A 15,640-nucleotide genomic window follows, 5' to 3' on the forward strand; every position below is an offset into this window, starting at 1 on the left:
GTATGACGGCGCATGACCCGATTCAATAGGGCATTACGTTCGCATGTCAGGCGATAGCGCTTATATGGGAAAGGAGTTTACGATATGTGGAATCCTGACAAATTTATGGAAACATTATATAAGCGGTCCGCAGCGGCAAGAAAGAAGCAAACCGAGCTTGGCCGCGAAGAGCGGAAATCGCTTCTAAAGGAACGTCTACGGGCTGCGCTTCTTCCGTTCGAGGAAATGCGCGCGCCGCTCAATCCGATTCTTCTGGAACGAACGGAATATGACGATCATGTCCGGGAGCGCGTCGAGATCGGAACGGTGACCGGGCTTCGCATGCCGGTCTATGTTCTCATTCCAAAAGAGAGCAGCCGGCCTTGGGAGCTGCCCGGCAAGCTTCCCGGCATGCTTGCGCTGCATGGACACGGCTACGGAAGCCGGGAGGTTGCGGGGGTTGCGCCCGATGGGACGATGAGCGCGACGAAAGGCGGACATAACCGATTCGCCCTGGAGCTTGCACGGCAGGGCCATATCGTCGCTGCGCCGGAAATGATCGGCTTTGGCGACCGCAGGCTGCTCCGCGATACCGTTCCCGGCAAAGAACGCAGCTCTTGCAATTCCTTAACAGGACAATTGCTTATGCACGGCATGTCCATTGCGGGCTTGCGCGTCTATGAAGCAATTAGGACGCTGGATTATCTTGCGATGCGGGCGGAGGCCGATCCTCGGGCAATCGGCTGCATGGGTTTCTCGGGCGGAGGCTTGCTCGCGGCTTACGCGGCCGCAATCGACGAGCGGATCAAAGCCGCTGTCCTTTGTGGATTCACCAGCACCTATAAAGGAAGCATTTTGTCGATTAACCACTGCATCGATAATTACATTCCAGGCGTGCTTGAATATGCCGAGCTGCCCGATTGGATCGGACTCATTGCGCCGCGTCCGCTGTTCGTCGAATCCGGCGAGAACGACCCGATCTTCCCTGCCGGCTCCGTTCGCGAAGCCGTCGAGATTCTGCGGAACATCTACCGGGACGAAGGGGCGGAGCATAGACTGCAATCCGATATTTTCCCCGGCGCCCACGAGGTTAGCGGACGGAACGTCTATCCTTGGCTTCGATCGACTTGGCAATCATTAGAGAAAGAGCTCTAATAATAACGCGACTGGCAAATAAATGGAAAGCGGAGGATCGACATGAATAAAATCAGATTAGGGATCCAGGAACAAGCATCGCCTCGGATGGTTTACGGCTTGACGCTGCTTAAGGGTGCTTTGGAAGCATGCGGCTTCGAGACGGAGACTGCGGAGGGGGAGTGGAGCTCCTTGACCTACCGGAAATCGCCGGAGCTCAAAATTTTCGTCGGCAACCGGGAAGAGTCGGAATTTATCCGTTCGCTGGAGCATCAGGAAGTTCTTCTCTATCATTCGGAGGAGCCGGGCAAGGAAGGCTTCTACATCGCCACGCTGCCGGGAAATCTGATCGTCGTTTCGGGCGGCAACGATACCGGCGCCTTGTACGGAGCCCAGGAGCTGGCCGAACGGGTTCGCCGCGCGGGACGGGTTCCTGATTTGCTTGCGCATGGCGAAACGCCGAAGTTTGTGATCCGCGGCCCGGTGCTCGGTCTGCAAAAGACGGAAATCGAGCCTCCGCGCCGCACCTACGAGTACCCGATCACGCCGGATCGCTTCCCTTGGTTCTACGACAAGGCGTTGTGGACGGAATACCTGGACATGCTCTGCGCGCAGCGGAGCAATATCGTATACATCTGGTCGGCCCATCCGTTCTCCTCCTTGTTGAAGCTTAAGGATTATCCGGAGGCGCTGGAAGTGACGGAAGAGGAGTACAACCTCAACGTCGAGACGTTCGGCTGGCTGACGGAAGAAGCGGACAAACGAGGCATCTGGGTCGTGCTGAATTTCTACAACATTCATATCCCGCTGCCGTTCGCGGAAAAACACGGCTTGGAGCTTCATCAGCCGAAACCGCTTCCGATCACCGCCGATTACACCCGCAAATCGATCGCGGAATTCGTCAGGTCCTACCCGAGCGTCGGGCTCATGCTGTGCCTGGGCGAGGCGATGCAGGGAGACGTGTACGGCGCCGAATGGTTCACGGACACGATTCTGGCAGGCGTTAACGAAGGCCTCCGGGATCTGAAGGTGAAGGAACGTCCGCCGATCATCCTCCGCGCGCACGCGGTTAAGGCGGAGCCGATTATCGAGAAGGCGATTTCGCATTACCCGAATTTATTCACCGAAGCCAAGTATAACGGCGAGTCGCTCACGACCTGGACGCCGCGAGGCGGCTGGAAGCATACCCATAACAATCTGAGCGGGATGCAGTCGGTTCATATCGTCAACGTCCACGTGCTCGCGAATCTGGAGCCATTCCGCTACGGCTCGCCCGCCTTCATTCAGAAAAGCATGCAAGCGGCAAAGGATCGGCAGAAGGCGAACGGGCTGCACCTTTACCCACTTTTCTTCTGGGATTGGCCATACAGCGGCGACAAGACGACGCCAAGGCTGAAGCAGGCGGAGCGGGATTGGATGTGGTATGCCGCATGGGCGCGTTATGCATGGAACCCTGACCGCGATCCGGAGACGGAACGCCACTATTGGATAGAGGAGTTGGCTTCGCTGTTCGGGTCAAGGGAAGCGGGCGCTGCGCTGTTGGAAGCCTATGACGCTTTTGGCGAGTGTGCGCCGCGGCTCCTTCGCCGCTTCGGCATTACGGAGGGCAACCGGCAGACGCTGTCGCTTGGGATGACGATGAGCCAATTGACCAATCCGGACCGTTATTCCCCGTATCGAGCGCTGTGGGAGGATCACGCGCCGCAAGGCGAGCGGCTCGAATTGTATGTCCAGCGAGAGCTGGCGGATGAACCGCACATCGGGGAGACGCCGATCGACGTTATCGAATCGGCCGAGCTGTTTGCGGAGCAAGCCTGGACGGCGATTCAGCGCGCAAGCTCTCATGTTACAGACAATAGGGAAGAATTTGACCGAATCGCGAGCGACGTGGAAGCGATTCTGTACATGGTGCGCTTCTACGGCGCCAAGGTGCGAGCCGCCGTCCAAGTGCTGACGTACAAACACACGGTGAACGGCAACTACCTGGAACATACGAATCTGTTGGAGGAAGCCGTTCCTTATTTGCAGGAGAGCGTGGATTGGTACCGCAAGCTGACGGAGCTGACTAAGAACACGTACCTGTACGCGAACAGCATGCTGACGGCGCACCGTAAAATTCCGGTGCCCGACGGCCGGAAATTTAAGCATTGGACGGACTGCCTCCCGATTTACGAGGAAGAGCTCGCAGGCTTTAGAGCCAGCGTGAATGACTTGAAGGCCGGAAAGCTGCCATCGCGGGTAAGCGGAGAAGTGAAGATCGAGCCGTACCGGGAAGCCGCCTTCAGGCTGAAATCCACCGGCATGGAGACGTATACGCTGTCGAAGGACAGCTTGCTCTTCACCGATGGCGAGGTATACGTGCAGAACTGTGCCGAGGAGCTCGAAGGCTTGACCGGCGTCCGGTTCAGCCGCGCAGAAGCGGCGAAGGGCGGAATGGCCGTCGAGTTCGAGACGGACGCGCCGGTTCGCGTGCTAGTCGGCTATTTCAATTCCTCCGACCCGCAATGGCTTCAGGTGCCGACCCTGGACGAGAATACGCATGCGGATGAACGGGGAGGCTTATCTCCCGTATTGCGCAAAGGAATCAAGACCTCCTTCTACCCGAGCGTTAACGTTCACGCTTTTCTGTACGAGGCCGGAAGCCATATGCTGAACCTGGGCATAGGAGCCTACGCGGTGCTCGGCGTCATCGCCGCCGATCAGGAGCTGAAGGAGCGGGACGTATCGCCGTTCAGCGAAAGCTCCCGAACGCTGGATTGGCTATATGACGGCGCCAACAAGAAGGGAGCGCTGTCGCGCTGATGGAGGCGGTTCAGGAACAAGCGCTATTGAAGCCTAATTAATTCAGGGTCCTACTCACCTTGCAACAAACACAGCAGCTAGGCCGCAAGGCTCTGGCTGCTGATTTTTGTTCACGCGCACAAATCAACAAGACTGCTCGAAGTGATGAACCTATTAAGCTGATTAAGGAGGCGGATGAATCGATGAGGAAGCTTGTACAACCGGACACACTGAAAACAGATAGGGAAGTCCCGTTCAGCGGCGGCGCGGGCAACGACGTATGGCGCATGCTTACAGCCTGTGTCGAGGGGAATGCGGAGGCCGTTCCCGAGCTGCTTCGAAGCAATCCTACGTTGCTTGATGGGGAGGAGTTGGCAAGATGAGCGACTTGGCTATGCTGCGCAAGCAGTTTGCGGAACCGCCTGTAGAAGCGAGGTCCGCGCCCTTCTGGGCATGGAACGACAAGCTGGATGTTGATGAATTGATGCGGCAAATCGAAGGGATGAAGGAGCAAGGAATCGGCGGCTTCTTTATGCATGCGAGGGACGGACTGGAAACCGAGTATCTGGGAGAGGAATGGATGGAGGCGGTCGAAGCTTCGGTGATGAAGGCAGAGCAGCTCGGCATGGAGGCATGGCTGTACGACGAGGATCGTTGGCCTTCCGGCACGGCGGGCGGCAAAGTGCCGGCGATCGGCGACGAGTATCGCTCCAAGGGACTGACGGTAGAGGTGCTTCAAGACGGCAGATGCGGAACGGCCTCTGCTCCATACCTAGCCGATGATCGGACAGTGGCGCTCTTCAAGGCGCGTATCGACCAGATGAAGTTGTACCGCTGTGAGCGCCTGCCGCTTGCGGAGCCGGTTAAGACGCTTGAAGCGGCCGAGGGGCTTCTCGTGTTTCGTGTCGAGGTGTCAGCACCTTCCGAATGGTTTAATGACCAGGCGCCGCCGGACAGCATGAATCCAGAGGCCGTTCGCCGGTTCATCGACGAGACGTACGAGGTATACAAGGCTAAGGTCGGCGACCAGTTCGGCCAAACGATCAAAGGCGTGTTCACCGACGAACCAAGCGTCAATGACCGGCATTGCAGGTTTACGGAAGGACGCGGCTGGGTGCCGTGGACGTATTCATTCCCCGATTACTTCAAGAGCCGGCGCGGTTACGATCTGTTGGAGGAAGTCCCTCATCTGTTCTTTGACAGCGACCGCTCTTCCTGGGCTCGCCATGATTATTGGCGCACCGTATCGGAGAAATTCACCGACGCGTTCTCGAAGCAGATTTACTATTGGTGCGACAATAACGGCCTGTCGTTTACAGGGCATTATTTGCAGGAGGATAAGCTCGGTCTGGGCACCCGGGTCGGCGGCGCCATCATGCCGCATTACCGGTATCAACATATACCCGGCATCGACATGTTGACGGAATCGACCGATGAGCATATGACGGTGAAGCAGTGCACGAGCGTAGCAAATCAATACGGCCGTAAGCGCGTGATGACGGAAACGTATGGCTGCGCCGGATGGGAGTTTACGTTCGAGGGTCAGAAGTGGATCGGCGACTGGCAATATGCGCTCGGGGTCAACTTCCGTTCGCAACATTTGGCGCTATATTCCATTAAAGGCTGCCGTAAGCGGGATTATCCGCCGGTGTTTAATTACAATACAAGCTGGTGGAAATACAATCACGTTGTCGAGGATTATTTTGCACGGCTCGGCGCGGTGTTGACCGAAGGGCGCGCGGTTAGGGACATCCTCGTGCTGCATCCGGCTTCGACGGCTTGGTCGCTGCTTGGCTCCAATCCATACGGCATGCCGAACCGGGGCAGGGATCGCGATATCCCCGGCATTAATCGGTACGGAGACGAGTTCAATCGTTTGCTCAGGGCGCTGCTCGGCGCGCATCACGATTGCGACCTTGGAGACGAGACGATTATGAGCGAGATCGGCGAAGTGAAGCCCGGCAAGCTGATCATCGGACAGGCGGCCTACAAGGCGGTGGTCATGCCAAGCATCTCCACCATGCTGCGCACCACCTATGAGCTGCTGCTGCTTTTTCTGGAGGCGGGCGGCCGCGTCGTTGCCATGCAGCCATTGCCAATGATGTTGGAAGGCCGAACGTCGGAAGATCTCGCGAACCTGACGAATCATCCGCACTTCACGGCGGTCGCGGATACGGCTGGGGTTATGGATTGGCTCGATCATGGCTCGGGCCTATCGCGCCAAGTATCCATTCGCGGGCAGCAAGGGACCGAAGAAGACGGCTTGTTGTATATGCTTAGGAAGTCTGAAGGCTGCAGCTCGCTGTTCATTGTTAACAATGACCGCAATCGCGGCCATGACGCGCGGATCGAAACGGCCGTTATCGGTACCGTAGAGGAATGGGATGCGCTGACTGGCGAGGTTCATCAAGTTGAGTCGTGGCTCTGCGAAGGCAAGCTGCGGTTTCGGGCGTCATTCGATCCGGCCGGCTCGAAGCTGTACATGATTAATGAAACAGCGGCTCCTGCCGCACAAGCACCGGCCCCGGTGCCGGTAGCGTTTAACGACAACGACTTGTATGCGGCGTTCGGGCCGAGGTTCCGGTTCACCCGGTCGATGCCCAACGTGCTGACTCTCGATCAATGCCGTTACCGGATGCAGGGCGGAAGCTGGTCCGAGCGGATGGAGTTGTGGCAAGCGCAGCGCCATATTCGCGATACGCTCGGGATGAGGCAAGTATTTTACAATGGCATCACGCAGCGGTACAAATGGATCGGGGAAAAGCATCCGAACGATGGGACGGAGGTTCTATTCCGGTTCGAGTTATTTGTCGATGAGGTGCCAGAGAGCGAAGTTTCCCTCGCGCTCGAGGGGGCGGAACGATTCCGCATTCGCTGCAACGGCGAAGAGCTTGCTTCAACGGCGGAAGGCTGGTATATGGATCGTTCGATCTCATGCGTGAAACTAAGCGGCTTACGCAAGGGAATCAATGAGCTGATTCTCGACTGCGAATACACGAACGATATGGAAATGGAAGACATCTATGTGATCGGCAATTTCGGGATTAGCCCGCAACGCAGCATCATTGCTGAGCCGACCCTGCTGCACGCGGGCGATTGGTGCCTGCAAGGTTATTATCATTATTGCGGCAGCATAATCTATCATTTGGATTATAAGCATCGTCATGAACCCGATTATCGTGCGCTTCTGAAGCTCGGCGAGGTATCGGCGGTCGTTGCGGAAGTGAGGGTGAACGGCGTAACGGCCGGCTACATCCCGTGGAGGGCGGCGGACGGTCTCGATATAACCGGCTTTTTGGCGGAAGGCGACAATCGGCTGGAGATCGAAGTGATGGGCAGTCCGCGCAATGTGTTCGGACCGTTTCACGTGGCGAGAGGCAAATCGCGAGTGACGAGCTGGGGCTCGTTTCGGACCGAAGGCAAGGAGCATACGCCGGATTATATCACGTTTCCCTATGGCATTATGGGTCAAATCAAGTTGATGCGCTCAAAGCCCGGGAGGAGTCTATGACCATTCAAGCAAAGCTTCCGGAGAAGTACACATAAGGCGCTTCAGAAGATCAGGTGATGTGCTGAAACGATTTCAAGACTTGGATGCTTGGATCCGAAGGCGACTCCGTTCGATACAATTGCGGAGCTGGCGAAAAGTGAGAAAGCTCCACCGGGAAATGCGAAGAAATGCCACAGATGCGTATGACAGCATGCATGGAGGAGCCGGATGCGTTGACCCGCACGTCCGGATCTGTGAGAGGCCTATGCGCATGCGCATAGGCCTACTCGATTTCCGCGGCTATGTGAGTTGCTGGCTTCAGCTCTCGCCGTTTGCAATTAGGGAAGATGCCGATGACTTCCTTTGTACGAGCGTCGTATCGATCATGACTTTGGAAGCGGCGGTCTCGCCTGATGTCGCCGACTGTATGACCAGATCAACAGCCAGATGGGCCATTCGTTCCTTGGCTACTTGAACCGTGGTCAGTTCGGGAGTGACGATTCTAGCTTCCGAAATATCGTCAAAGCCGACGACAGATATATCCTCCGGCACGCGAAGACCAAGCTCTTGCAGCGTTCTGACAGCGCTGATCGCGATATAATCGCACTCGCAGAAAAAAGCCGTAGGCATCGGCTTCTTGTCGGCCAAATAATCCGTAAGCTGCCGCGACAGGTTTTCCTGAGAGGAAAGGATCGTCGGCGCGACCGAGAAGACGCACACATCGCCTGGATCGAGCCCTCGCTCCCGAAGCGCTGACTCGAAGCCTATCCGGCGATCGTCGAAGTTTTTAATTCTTACATGAGATGCCAGATATCCGATGGATGAATGCCCGCTGTCGCAAATGTGTATCCCTGCCTGATAGGCTCCCAGCACATTATTGATGGATACAAAATGAACGGGGAGCGTTTCAAAGCAGTTGTCCAATACGACAAGAGGCATCGTAATCGCTCCCGCGATGTCGGAAATTTGCTCCCGGCCAAGGTTGGTGCCTAACAAAATGACGCCATCGCTTCTCTTTTCCTCCGAAATCAGCTTAAGCTGCTCCGCAAACTGATCTGGCGATACCGAAGTGAACATAAGCGAATAGCCGTAGAAACGGCATCTCTCCTCGATATGATGGATCAGTTCGCGAAAGAACGGCTGCTGGTAGTATTGCTCCAGAACAATGCCGGAATTGGCGATCGCGAGAAACGTCAGCGATTTGATAGACGGCTCGTCCGATGACGATCTCGATTTGTGGGTATAGCCGTTTTTCTCCGCAATTTGAATAATTTTTTCGCGCGTTTCAACGCTGATTCCTTGCTTTCCGTTTAATGCAAGCGAGACGGCGGCTTTGGACACGCCCGCCAGCTTCGCGATATCCTCCATTTTCAATCCACTTCAGCCTCATTTCATTTCTTTCAAATATCGAAGTTTAGTATGTTTAGTTTACTATCCCCATGAATAATAAGCAACATCACGCTGCGAGTTTATATTAACGTTTATGGCTATTAACTAAACTATTTGCTTTTGTTTATATAAACTGATTGACTGAACAAAAATGCGGTGTTAATTTAAAGGTGTCATAAGTTTTATCGACTTAGTTTTTGTAAACTGTTTATTTGTAACTGTGAATGTTTAGTTAAGTTTGTTTAGTTAAAACAAGGAGGAGCGCAGCTTGAAAAAACTTAAATTGGGATATGCACCAACAAGACGGTTTGTTTTCAGCGCGGAGGACGCATTCAAGTACAAGGTGCTGATCAAGGAGAAAATCGAAAGCTTCGGTATGGATATCGACATCGTCGATTTGGAAGGCATTAACGAAGAAGGGCTGCTCTATGACGACAATATCAATGCGGATTCATTAGCGGATCGATTCAAGAAGGAGGGAGTGGATGCCGTCTTCTTCCCCCATTGCAACTTCGGGACGGAGGATACGGTGGCGCGTGTGGGCAAGGCGCTTGGCAAGCCGGTGCTGCTATGGGGGCCTCGCGACGAATCTCCGCTGGAGGACGGCATGCGGCTGCGCGATACGCAATGCGGCCTGTTCGCGACAGGCAAGGTGCTGAGACGTTTTAATGTTCCTTTCACTTATGTGACCAATAGCCGTATTGACGATCCGGTGTTTGAGCGGGGTTTTACCAATTTCGTCGCGGCAGCCAATGTGGTCAGAAGCTTCCACAGCTTACGCATTCTGCAAATCGGGCCGCGTCCTTCGTCGTTCTGGACGATGATGTGCAACGAAGGCGAATTGCTGGAGCGGTTCGGTATTGAGATCCATCCCATTACGCTTGTCGATATTCAAAGGGAAACAAAGCGCATCGAGAAAAACGGAAGCCCGGAGCTAGCCGAAGCCGTCGATTATATTAAACGCAAGCTGGACTGGTCGGAGGTGGCCGAAGTGGACGTCATCCGCATCGCGGCTCTGAAGGCGGCCATGAAATCGTTCGCCGTCCGGACGGGAAGCTCCGCGATCGCGATTCAATGCTGGTCTTCGCTGCAGGATGCGATAGGCATCATGCCTTGTCTGGCGAACGCGATATTGACCGATGAGCAAATTCCGGTTACCTGCGAAACGGATATTCACGGTGCAATTACATCCATCATGGTTCAGGCGGCAACGATGAACCAGCATCCGACCTTCTTCGCCGATCTGACGGTCCGACATCCCGAGAACGCGAACGGCGAGCTGCTGTTCCATTGCGGCAACTTCCCGGTATCCATGTCGGTGGAGGATAAGCCGAGGCTCCGCAAGCACTTTCTGTTCGACGATCATTCGCCGGGCACGCATGAAGGCGAAGTGAAAGGCGGCGATATGACTTTGGCGCGCTTCGACGGCGATCATGGCGATTACCAGCTGTTCCTTGGCAAAGCGCGCGGTATCAAAGGCCCCTATACCCGCGGTTCTTATGTGTGGGTGGAGGTCAACGACTGGCCGCTATGGGAAGAGAAGCTCGTTAAGGGGCCTTATGTGCATCATTCCGTCGGCATTCATGCCAATGTTATCCCGGCGTTATATGAGGCTTGCAGCTATATTCCGGGATTGACGCCGGACCCGGTCGATCCGACAGAACGCGAAATTCAAGCATGGCTTCGCGGCAGCGGCTTATAGAAGCAGACGGAGGAGGACGGGCAAATGGAAGTACGGGAATTGAAAGCGAAAGCAGCGCAAATTCGAATCGATCTGCTGAGCATGATTCACGCTGCCAAGACCGGACATACAGGTGGATCATTAAGTAATACGGACATCCTTACCGCACTTTATTATCGTGTCATGAGAGTAGATCCCAAACAGCCGAAATGGGAGCAACGGGACCGCTTTATTGCCAGCAAAGGCCATTCGGTGGAATCATTATGGTGCATTCTCGCCGATCTTGGCTTCTTCCCGAAGGAGGAGCTGAAGACGTTCAGCGCTTTCGGAACAAGGCTGATCGGCCATCCAAACAACAAGGTGGCCGGCATCGAGATGAATACGGGGGCGCTCGGCCACGGTCTTGCCATCTCGGTCGGCATGGCGCTTGCCGCGAAGCGGGACGGCGGCGATTATCGCGTGTTCTGCCTGATGGGCGACGGCGAGCAGGCGGAAGGCTCCGTCTGGGAAGCGGCGATGGCTGGCCCGCATTACAAGCTCGACAATCTCATTGGCATTATCGATCGCAACCGGCTGCAAATTAGCGGATCGACGGAGGAAGTCATGGGGCTGGAGCCGCTGGAGGATAAGTGGCGGGCATTCGGTTGGCATGTCGTAACCGTTGACGGCAACGACATGGACTCCCTTGTGGAAGCATTCGAGGCAGCCCCGGCACAACCTGGCAAACCTACCCTGGTGATGGCCAATACCGTGAAGGGAAAAGGAGTGTCTTTTGCGGAAAACATTCCTCATTGGCATCATCACGTTCCGAGCGACGACGAACTAAAGCTGGCGATCGCGGAGCTGGAAGCTGTATTGGATACGTATCAACGGAAAGGGGCCCTGTAAGGAATGGCGAACAAAATAGCCAACAGACAAGTGATTTGCGACACGCTGCTGGAGCTGGCTCAAGAGGATGGCAGCATTATGGTCCTTGCGAGCGATTCGCGCGGTTCGGCGGCGATGGCGCCTTTCGCGAGCGCGTATCCAGACCAGTTCGTGGAAGTAGGCATCGCGGAGCAAAACATTGTCGGCATATCCGCCGGTCTCGCGCACAGCGGCAAAAAACCGTTCGTCACATCGCCGGCTTGCTTCCTGAGCATGCGCAGCATCGAGCAGATTAAAGTCGACGTGGCCTATTCCGCAACAAATGTGAAGCTGGTCGGCATAAGCGGCGGCGTCAGCTACGGAGCGCTTGGCATGTCCCATCATTCCGTACAGGATTTGGCGGTCATGCGCGCGATCCCGGGCATTGCCGTACTTCTGCCGGCCGACCGGCATGAGACGAAAAAGATGACGGAAGCTTTGGTTGCATATGAAGGCGGAGCCTATATTCGAATCGGGCGGAATCCAGTTGAGGACGTCTACGAATCGGATGATTACGAATTCCAGATCGGCAAGGCCGTCACGCTAAGAGACGGAGGAGAACTTACTCTCATTGCGGCAGGAGAGACCGTGAGGGTTGCGGTTGACGCGGCAGCCGCCCTTGCGGAAGCCGGCATTTCCGCGCGCGTCATGAATATGCATACGATCAAACCGCTGGACGAGGAAGCCATTCTGAAGGCGGCGCTCGAAACCGGACGAATCATTACGATTGAAGAGCACAGCATACACGGCGGTTTGGGCGCGGCCGTTGCCGAGGTCGTGGTGCAGCATCATCCCGTGCCTATGCGGATTGTTGGCATTCCGGATGAACCTGCTATCGCGGGCAAGACGGCGGAAGTGTTCCGGCATTATGGCATCAGCGTCGAACATATTAGTAGTCTCGCGCAGGAACTGTTAGGGCAATAGGGAGGTCTGTTATGTCGGCAAGTGATAAATTTATATTGGCTATTGATCAAAGCACCTCAGGTACGAAAGCGCTTATCGTGAACGCCAGCGGGACGGTGAGGAGCCGAAGCAGCCGCGATCATCGCCAGTATTACCCAAACTCCGGCTGGGTGGAGCACGACGCGCAAGAAATTTATGACAATGTCAAGCTTGCGGCGCTTAATGCCTTGCGCGAGGCTCAAGTATCTCCCGCGGAGCTAGCGGCGGTTACGATTACGAATCAGCGGGAAACGGCCGTCCTATGGGACCGGATGACGGGGGAGCCGGTTGGCCGCGCAGTCGTGTGGCAATGCCAGCGTACGGCGGAAGCATGCGCGGGATTGAAGGAGCAGGGACATGAGGGGACGGTCACCGCGAAGACGGGCTTGACGCTAGACCCGTACTTCTCCGCAACGAAGTGGCGCTGGATTCTGGACAACGTGGAGGGGGCGCGCGAGAAGCTCGATGAGGGAAGGCTGCTTGCGGGAACGATCGACAGTTGGCTGGTCTGGAAGCTGACGGGCGGCAAGACGCATGCAACCGACTACACGAATGCGAGCCGCACCTCTCTGTTTAATATCTATACGCTTGCTTGGGATGAGGAGCTGTGCGAATTGTTCGGTATTCCGCGCGGCATTCTGCCGGAAGTAAGGAATTCCGACGAAGTATTCGGCTATACGGAAAGCGAAGGCTGGCTCGGGGCTTCCGTCCCGGTGACCGGCATAATCGGCGATTCGCAGGCGGCGCTGTTCGGAAACCTGTGCCTGAAGGAAGGAATGGCCAAGGCGACCTATGGCACTGGCACTTCGGTACTGATGAACGTTGGAACAGTCGCTCCGCACGCCGGGGACGGACTCGTATCGACCGTCGCCTGGGGCTGCGGCGGAAGAGTAACGTATGCGCTTGAAGCTGTCATTCGCTCAAGCGGAGACAGCCTGAATTGGCTGCGCGACAACTTGGGACTGTTCGCGACCTATCAGGAAATGGAGCAATTGCTTGAGCGCGCACCGGATCATGGAGGCGTCTACCTCGTACCTGCTTTTGTCGGTCTAGGCGCGCCCTACTGGCAGCCGGACGCAAGAGCGGCTATTACGGGAATGAGCCGCGCGACAGACAAATCGCATATTGTCCGTGCCGCGATCGAAAGTATCGCCTATCAGGTGCATGACGCAGTGGAGCTTCTGCAAAGCGAATCCTGCGTCATTCTGGAGGAGCTGCGCGCCGACGGAGGGGCCACGGTTAATGCGATCTTGATGCAATTCCAGGCGGACCTGCTGCGGAAGCCGGTCACTCGCACAGGCATAGCCGAACGATCAGCGATGGGCTCCGTCTATATGGGTGGTCTTGCCATTGGCCTTTGGAACTCGCCGGATAGCCTGCCAAATTGCACGCATGAAGGATCACGATATGAACCGTTGATGGAGTCGTCTGAACGGAACAGACGCTTGTCAGGCTGGCAAACGGCTGTTGCTTCATTGCTTGCCGGGACGTCCAAGAGGCAGCATGAGTGGGAATGAGGCCCAGAATCATCATGAAAGGAATCATCGCTGACCCTTGCCATTTAGTCCCCCGAAGAGCAAGATCCTTAAACTTTCGAGCAATATCAGATAGAGAACTCTGGTTATTCTGCACCTATAATTATAGTCACAGAATGAGAGAACGAGAGATTCGGAAAGGGGAACGAAAAAATGGCCAGACCAAAGCTGGGCATGCAGGGGCCCGTTATCGCCTGGCAGGATTCATGGGCGGGGGCAGCGTCCGACGAAATCATGCGAACGGGCACGGGCAGCGTCTATCCTTCCCAGGAGGCGCTCCCGGCTCCCGATTTGTTCCTTCAGGCGCTGAAGGAGCTTGGCTGCGATTTCTACGTGCACCACATGTTCCCGAACGGGGCCGGGCAATCGGCCATGGTGCGCGATATGGCCGAGCACGGCATGGACCTGTGCTTGGGCAACGAATACGGAAATATTAACGGACCTTACGCGGAAGGGACGAACCGGTACGACGTGCCCGACGAGGCGCTGCTGGAAGCCGCTGCAAGCGGCAAGCTGATCGGCCTGCTGTACGACGAGCCCGAGCATCTCCAAATCAACGCCTCGCAATATCGCAAGGATGCCTTCCTTCCGCATTGGGGGACCACGGAAGAAAACACGCTGCGGCAATCGCAAGATTCGGTTGTTCGCGCGGTGGCGGAGAGGACGGCGCACGTGCGCGGCGTCTTGGCGAATGCCGGAGTCGATCCGGAGGGCGTGCCCTTGGTAGGCGAGTTTGTGTTCCCCACCCTCTTCCACACGAAAGCCAGGGGCGGAATGATCGTTTGTCCCAAAATCATGAAAGAGTCGTTCCAGTCGCTTCAGCTTTCCACAGCGCTCGGTGCGGCGAAGCAATACGGCCGAGGGCTGTGGATTTGCGCGGATTTGTGGGGACCGGACGTCGGGCCCTGGTTCATCCGGACACCGGGATTCCCCGGGCACTCGCCGGAGGAGTACGCTTCGGCGCTCAAGATGGGCTACTTTATGGGACCGACCCATCTGTTCACGGAAAATATCGACGCTTTACTGCAGTACGGGAACGGCAGCTTCCGCCGTACGGAGTTCGGAGAGGTGTGGGAGGAGTTCGTGCGGGCCTTTATTCCGGCGCATCCCTTGACCTGGTCGCACGCGGAAGCCGACCCCGACATCGCGTTCATCCATTCGGACGACAGCAATTACGGGCAGAACGCAAGGTTGTTCGGCAACCGGGGGCTTGCCGTCCCCGACGCTGCGCAAAGCGTGTTCCGCGCGTGGCATCTGCTCAGCCACGGCACCATTCCCGCGCATGGCAGCTGCATGCATATTCCGGGCTTCGACTTTCCGCGTCATCGCTTGAAAGCGGAGGTTCCGAGGGACGAATTTCCATTGCTGCAGGGCAGGCCTCATGCCATAGAGGAGCGGGTTCATCCGCTCTATTATCCGACGAACAACGTTCTCGTCTTCGACGAAACGGTGCGTGAAGAGCAGCTCGGAAATCCGAAAATGATTCTGGTTGCCGGCACTCGCCTTTCTGCGGAGACACTGAAGGCGGTCCGTCGAAGAGCGGAAGCGGGAGCGACGGTCATAATCGCGGACTGGCTCGTCCCCGAGCCGTGGAAGGCCAGCGGCCGAACGGGCGAAGGCAAATGGCTGGTAACCGGCGATTTCCTGTCGGATGATCGGGTGAAGGAAGAAGCCGGGCCGCATCTTGGAGGTTCCGACTGTTGGATGCAGCGGTTCGCGGACGCGGAGGTAAGGATGTACAAGGCGGACGAGCGCGGGTTCATGCTGGATTTCGAAATTAGGAAAAGGTGAGGAGGAAGCCGA

General features: G+C 56.2%; 11 protein-coding genes. 9 read left to right on the top strand and 2 right to left on the bottom strand.

Annotated features, from left to right (window positions below):
* The first annotated feature begins 105 nt into the window (after window positions 1–105).
* The 4 genes from PLA01S_RS25315 (at window position 106) to PLA01S_RS25330 (ending at window position 7,405) form a co-directional block, all read left to right on the top strand.
* Window positions 106–1,134, top strand: a complete 1,029-nt coding sequence (locus PLA01S_RS25315) for a dienelactone hydrolase family protein (RefSeq protein ID WP_307719773.1) — start codon at window positions 106–108, stop codon at window positions 1,132–1,134.
* Between the two features lie 42 nt (window positions 1,135–1,176).
* A complete protein-coding gene (locus PLA01S_RS25320) occupies window positions 1,177–3,915 on the top strand; it encodes a beta-N-acetylhexosaminidase family protein (protein ID WP_127594552.1) in 2,739 nt (912 codons plus the stop codon).
* A 182-nt stretch (window positions 3,916–4,097) separates the two neighbouring features.
* Window positions 4,098–4,277: a hypothetical protein gene (locus PLA01S_RS25325; RefSeq protein WP_127594553.1), complete on the top strand. Its 180-nt coding sequence runs from the start codon at window positions 4,098–4,100 to the stop codon at window positions 4,275–4,277.
* Window positions 4,274–7,405 carry a glycosyl hydrolase gene (locus PLA01S_RS25330; RefSeq protein WP_127594554.1) on the top strand — a complete coding sequence of 1,044 codons (3,132 nt, stop codon included), beginning with the start codon at window positions 4,274–4,276 and terminating at the stop codon, window positions 7,403–7,405. The genes PLA01S_RS25325 and PLA01S_RS25330 overlap by 4 nt, the downstream gene beginning before the upstream one ends.
* Before the next feature lie 297 nt (window positions 7,406–7,702).
* On the opposite strand, the gene PLA01S_RS25335 is transcribed toward PLA01S_RS25330, so the two are convergent.
* On the bottom strand, window positions 7,703–8,758 hold the full coding sequence (locus PLA01S_RS25335; protein ID WP_174819250.1) for a LacI family DNA-binding transcriptional regulator: 1,056 nt from the start codon (window positions 8,756–8,758) through the stop codon (window positions 7,703–7,705).
* Between the two features lie 283 nt (window positions 8,759–9,041).
* Here PLA01S_RS25335 and PLA01S_RS25340 point away from each other — a divergent pair, with 283 nt between their 5' ends.
* From PLA01S_RS25340 to glpK, 4 genes are read left to right on the top strand one after another with little or no spacing between them, the layout of a single operon-like run.
* Window positions 9,042–10,475 (top strand): L-fucose/L-arabinose isomerase family protein, encoded by a 1,434-nt coding sequence (locus tag PLA01S_RS25340; protein WP_127594555.1) that lies wholly within the window; start codon window positions 9,042–9,044, stop codon window positions 10,473–10,475.
* 24 nt (window positions 10,476–10,499) lie between these two features.
* On the top strand, window positions 10,500–11,342 hold the full coding sequence (locus PLA01S_RS25345; protein WP_127594556.1) for a transketolase: 843 nt from the start codon (window positions 10,500–10,502) through the stop codon (window positions 11,340–11,342).
* Window positions 11,343–11,345: 3 nt separating this feature from the next.
* Window positions 11,346–12,284 (top strand): transketolase family protein, encoded by a 939-nt coding sequence (locus PLA01S_RS25350; protein WP_127594557.1) that lies wholly within the window; start codon window positions 11,346–11,348, stop codon window positions 12,282–12,284.
* An 11-nt stretch (window positions 12,285–12,295) separates the two neighbouring features.
* Entirely contained in the window at window positions 12,296–13,819 is a 1,524-nt protein-coding gene (gene glpK / locus PLA01S_RS25355) for a glycerol kinase GlpK (RefSeq protein ID WP_127594558.1), read from the top strand.
* Between the two features lie 222 nt (window positions 13,820–14,041).
* Here the strand turns inward: glpK and PLA01S_RS32725 are convergent, their stop codons facing one another.
* Entirely contained in the window at window positions 14,042–14,509 is a 468-nt protein-coding gene (locus PLA01S_RS32725) for a hypothetical protein (RefSeq protein WP_246059835.1), read from the bottom strand.
* A gap of 42 nt (window positions 14,510–14,551) precedes the next feature.
* Here PLA01S_RS32725 and PLA01S_RS25360 point away from each other — a divergent pair, with 42 nt between their 5' ends.
* Window positions 14,552–15,628: a hypothetical protein gene (locus PLA01S_RS25360; protein ID WP_246059837.1), complete on the top strand. Its 1,077-nt coding sequence runs from the start codon at window positions 14,552–14,554 to the stop codon at window positions 15,626–15,628.
* Window positions 15,629–15,640 lie beyond the last annotated feature (12 nt).

Source organism: Paenibacillus lautus NBRC 15380, assembly GCF_004000945.1.
In the GTDB taxonomy this organism is placed as follows: domain Bacteria; phylum Bacillota; class Bacilli; order Paenibacillales; family Paenibacillaceae; genus Paenibacillus_AQ; species Paenibacillus_AQ lautus.